General features: G+C 75.3%; 2 protein-coding genes. Both read left to right on the top strand.

Features of this window, described 5'->3' with window-relative positions; genetic code table 11:
* The first annotated feature begins 130 nt into the window (after window positions 1–130).
* Window positions 131–370 (top strand): heavy-metal-associated domain-containing protein, encoded by a 240-nt coding sequence (locus tag A2U95_RS14010; RefSeq protein ID WP_166022447.1) that lies wholly within the window; start codon window positions 131–133, stop codon window positions 368–370.
* Between the two features lie 33 nt (window positions 371–403).
* Entirely contained in the window at window positions 404–2,716 is a 2,313-nt protein-coding gene (locus A2U95_RS14005; protein ID WP_166022445.1) for a heavy metal translocating P-type ATPase, read from the top strand.
* Window positions 2,717–3,232 lie beyond the last annotated feature (516 nt).

Raw genomic sequence — 3,232 nt, 5'->3', positions numbered from 1 at the left:
CCCGCCCGCGGCGCCGGCCGGGACGGCCGGCCGCGCCCCGCCGACGAGCCGTCTTCGAGTAATACCCCCTAGGGGTATAAGCTGGGTACTGGAAGGCAACCAGTGCATCCACGCGATCAGGAGTAACGACATGACCCAGTCGACCGACACCCAGGGCGCCGTCACCACCGTGTACAAGGTGAGCGGCATGAGCTGCGGCCACTGCGAGGGCGCCGTCTCCGGGGAGATCTCCCGGATCGCGGGCGTGGAGTCGGTGAAGGCCGTCGCCCCGGCCGGCGAGGTCACCGTGGTCTCGGCCGCCCCGCTGGAGGAGGACGCGGTCCGCGCCGCCGTCGACGAGGCCGGGTTCGAGTACGCCGGCGTGGCCTGACCCCGCTCCCCCGTCACCACCGAGGAGGCCCGTATGACCAGCACCGTCACGACGCCCGGGACGGCGGATCCGGCCGCGGAGGCGCCGCGCGCCGACGTCGAGCTGCTGATCGGCGGCATGACCTGCGCCTCGTGCGCCGCCCGGGTCGAGAAGAAGCTCAACCGGATGGACGGGGTCGAGGCGACGGTCAACTACGCCACCGGGAAGGCGCGGGTCTCCCACGCCGAGGAGGTGTCCGTCGAGGACCTGGTCGCCACCGTGGTGAGGACCGGGTACACCGCCGCGCTCCCCCCGGCACCGGAACCGGCACCGGCGGCGGACGCCGCGGGACCGGACGCCGGCGCCGCCGCGGAGGGCGCCGCCGGGGACGACGACCCCGAGGTGGCGGCACTGCGGACCCGGTTCACGGTCTCCGCGGTGCTCGGACTTCCGGTCGTGCTGATGGCGATGGTCCCGGCGCTCCAGTTCGACAACTGGCAGTGGCTCTCCCTCACGCTGGCCGCCCCGGTCGTGGTGTGGGGCGCGCTGCCCTTCCACCGCGCCGCCTGGACCAACGCCCGGCACGGCGCGGCCACCATGGACACCCTGGTGTCGCTGGGCACCCTGGCGGCGTTCGGCTGGTCGCTGTGGGCGCTCTTCCTGGGCGACGCGGGGATGCCCGGCATGCGGCACGAGTTCGGCCTGACCGTCTCCCGCGGCGAGGCCTCCGGCACGCTCTACCTGGAGGTGGCCGCCGGGGTCACGGCGCTGATCCTGCTGGGCCGCCTGCTCGAGGCCCGCGCCAAGCGGCGCGCCGGTGCGGCGCTGCGGGCGCTGATGGAGCTGGGCGCCCGGGACGTCGCGGTGCTGCGCGACGGCCGCGAGGTGCGGATCCCGGTGGACGCGCTGGCGGTCGGCGACCGGTTCGTGGTGCGGCCGGGCGAGAAGGTGGCCACCGACGGCGTGGTCGTCGAGGGGTCGTCCGCGGTGGACGCCTCGATGCTGACCGGCGAGTCCGCTCCGGTGGACGTCTCGGTGGGCGACGCGGTCACCGGCGCCACCGTCAACGCGGGCGGGCGGCTGGTCGTCGAGGCGGCCCGGGTGGGATCGGACACCCGGCTGGCCCGGATGGCGAGGCTGGTCGAGGAGGCGCAGAGCGGCAAGGCCGGGGTGCAGCGGCTGGCCGACCGGATCTCGGGGATCTTCGTGCCGGTGGTGCTGCTGATCGCGCTGGGCACGCTGACCGGCTGGCTGCTGGTGGACGGTGACGTCACGGCGGCGTTCACCGCCGCGGTGGCGGTGCTGATCATCGCCTGCCCCTGCGCGCTGGGCCTGGCCACGCCGACGGCGCTGATGGTCGGCACCGGGCGCGGCGCCCAGCTGGGCATCCTGATCAAGGGTCCGGAGGTGCTGGAGTCGACCCGCCGGGTGGACACCGTGGTGCTGGACAAGACCGGCACCGTCACCACCGGCTCGACGGCGCTGCACGCGGTGCACGCCGCCGAGGGGGTCGAGGAGCGGGAGCTGCTGCGCCTGGCGGGCGCGGTGGAGCACGCCTCCGAGCACCCGGTGGCGCGGGCGATCGCGGCCGGCGCCGAGGAGCGGGTGGGCGCGCTGCCCGCCGTCGAGGAGTTCGCCGGCCTGCCCGGACGGGGCGTGCGGGGGCGCGTCGAAGGGCGCGAGGTGACCGTGGGGCGGCTCATGGCGGACGGGGCGGCCCCGGAGCTGCCCCCGGCGCTGGAACGGGCCCGGGAGGCCGCCGAGGGCGCCGGGCGCACCGCGGTGGTGGTCTCCTGGGACGGCGCGCCGCGCGGGGTGCTGGCGGTCGCCGACACGGTGAGGGCGACCAGCGCCGAGGCGGTGGCCGAGCTGCGCCGCCTGGGGCTGCGCCCGGTGCTGCTGACCGGCGACAACCGGCGGGCCGCCGTCTCGGTGGCCCGCGCGGTGGGCATCGACGAGTCCGACGTCGTCGCCGAGGTCCTTCCCGAGGACAAGGTCGAGGCGGTGCGCCGGCTCCGGGCCGAAGGGCGCACGGTGGCCATGGTGGGCGACGGCGTCAACGACGCGGCGGCGCTGGCCGCGGCCGACCTGGGCCTGGCCATGGGGACGGGGACCGACGCGGCGATCGAGGCGAGCGACCTGACGCTGGTCCGCGGCGACCTGCGGGTGGCGGCGGACGCGATCCGGCTCTCCCGGCGCACCCTGGCCACCATCAAGGGCAATCTGTTCTGGGCCTTCGGCTACAACGTGGCGGCCCTGCCGCTGGCGGCGGCAGGGCTGCTGAACCCGGTGATCGCCGGGGGCGCGATGGCCTTCTCGTCGGTCTTCGTGGTCAGCAACAGCCTGCGGCTGCGCCGCTTCCGCTGAGCGGTGGGCGGGGCGGTCCGGCCGGGCCGCCCCGCCCGGCGGCACGACACCGCCGGGTGGCCGAAAAACGGCTTGCGGCAAATCCGGCGACCTCTGGATCCGCCGCCCGTTCCTCACATAAGCTCTTCACAAGTCTCGCGCAGCATCTTCATGCGCCGCTGGACGGCCCCGTGCCGGACACCGGTCGCGGACAGGAGACCGCGCGAGATGCAGATCACAGTGGAGTCAACGTAACCCTTGAAGCCGTTCGAGGGTCTAAGTTGGCGGTGCCGGAAGCATCTTGGGGGGTGCTGCCGGTGCCTGCGGGGACGTCTTGGGGGACGTCTCCGGAGCTGCGTTGCCGGGGCACGTACGACCGGGGAGCTTTGAGCGGCCCTCCCGACGGTGCGGGTCCCGGCAGACCGCACACCGCGCGCCGCCCATGGCGGCGTGCGCAGCGATTCAGGCGCTGCCCGCAGACGCCCGGGCCCGGATCCCGTGGGGGGAATCCGCTCCGGGGCACAGGAGGGCGCCCTG

It is taken from the genome of Streptomyces chilikensis (assembly GCF_001642695.1).
GTDB lineage: Bacteria > Actinomycetota > Actinomycetes > Streptomycetales > Streptomycetaceae > Streptomyces > Streptomyces chilikensis.
Note: the sequence above shows the minus strand (reverse complement) of the source record. Positions and strands in the feature narration are given on the sequence as shown.

Coding starts and splice junctions, on each gene's coding strand:
- A2U95_RS14005 (WP_166022445.1), top strand. CDS start 404: ATGACCAGCACCGTCACGACGCCCGGGACGGCGGATCCGGCCGCGGAG.
- A2U95_RS14010 (WP_166022447.1), top strand. CDS start 131: ATGACCCAGTCGACCGACACCCAGGGCGCCGTCACCACCGTGTACAAG.